The 316-nt window shown below is 79.1% G+C and carries 1 protein-coding gene; it reads right to left on the bottom strand.

Going from position 1 to position 316, the window contains the following annotated elements; all coding sequences use genetic code 11:
* The coding region (locus G3I42_RS36870; RefSeq protein WP_203606487.1) for a hypothetical protein at positions 1-232 on the bottom strand (232 nt) is incomplete at its 3' end.
* Positions 233-316 lie beyond the last annotated feature (84 nt).

Raw genomic sequence — 316 nt, 5'->3', positions numbered from 1 at the left:
CCGAGCCCGACACCGAGCACAGCCGCCCCACCCCGGCCCCCGGCCCCCTCCCGGCCCGCCGCCCCCGCACACGGACCGGCGAGAGGCCCGGCAGCACGTCGGGCGAGAGGCCCGGCAGCACGTCCGCAGACAGGCCCGGCGCGAGGACGACCCCGGCGCACGCCACCGGAGCCACGAGCGTGGAGACACCTGGCGAGCCGAAGACGGCGGACGTCTCCGGTACGCCGGGCACAACCGGTGCGCCGGACGCATCGGCTCCGCCGGACGAGTCCCGTACGTCGCATGCGCCCCGCACGGCGGATGCGCCCCGCACGGC

Source organism: Streptomyces sp. SID11385, assembly GCF_010548245.1.
GTDB lineage: Bacteria > Actinomycetota > Actinomycetes > Streptomycetales > Streptomycetaceae > Streptomyces.
Note: the sequence above shows the minus strand (reverse complement) of the source record. Positions and strands in the feature narration are given on the sequence as shown.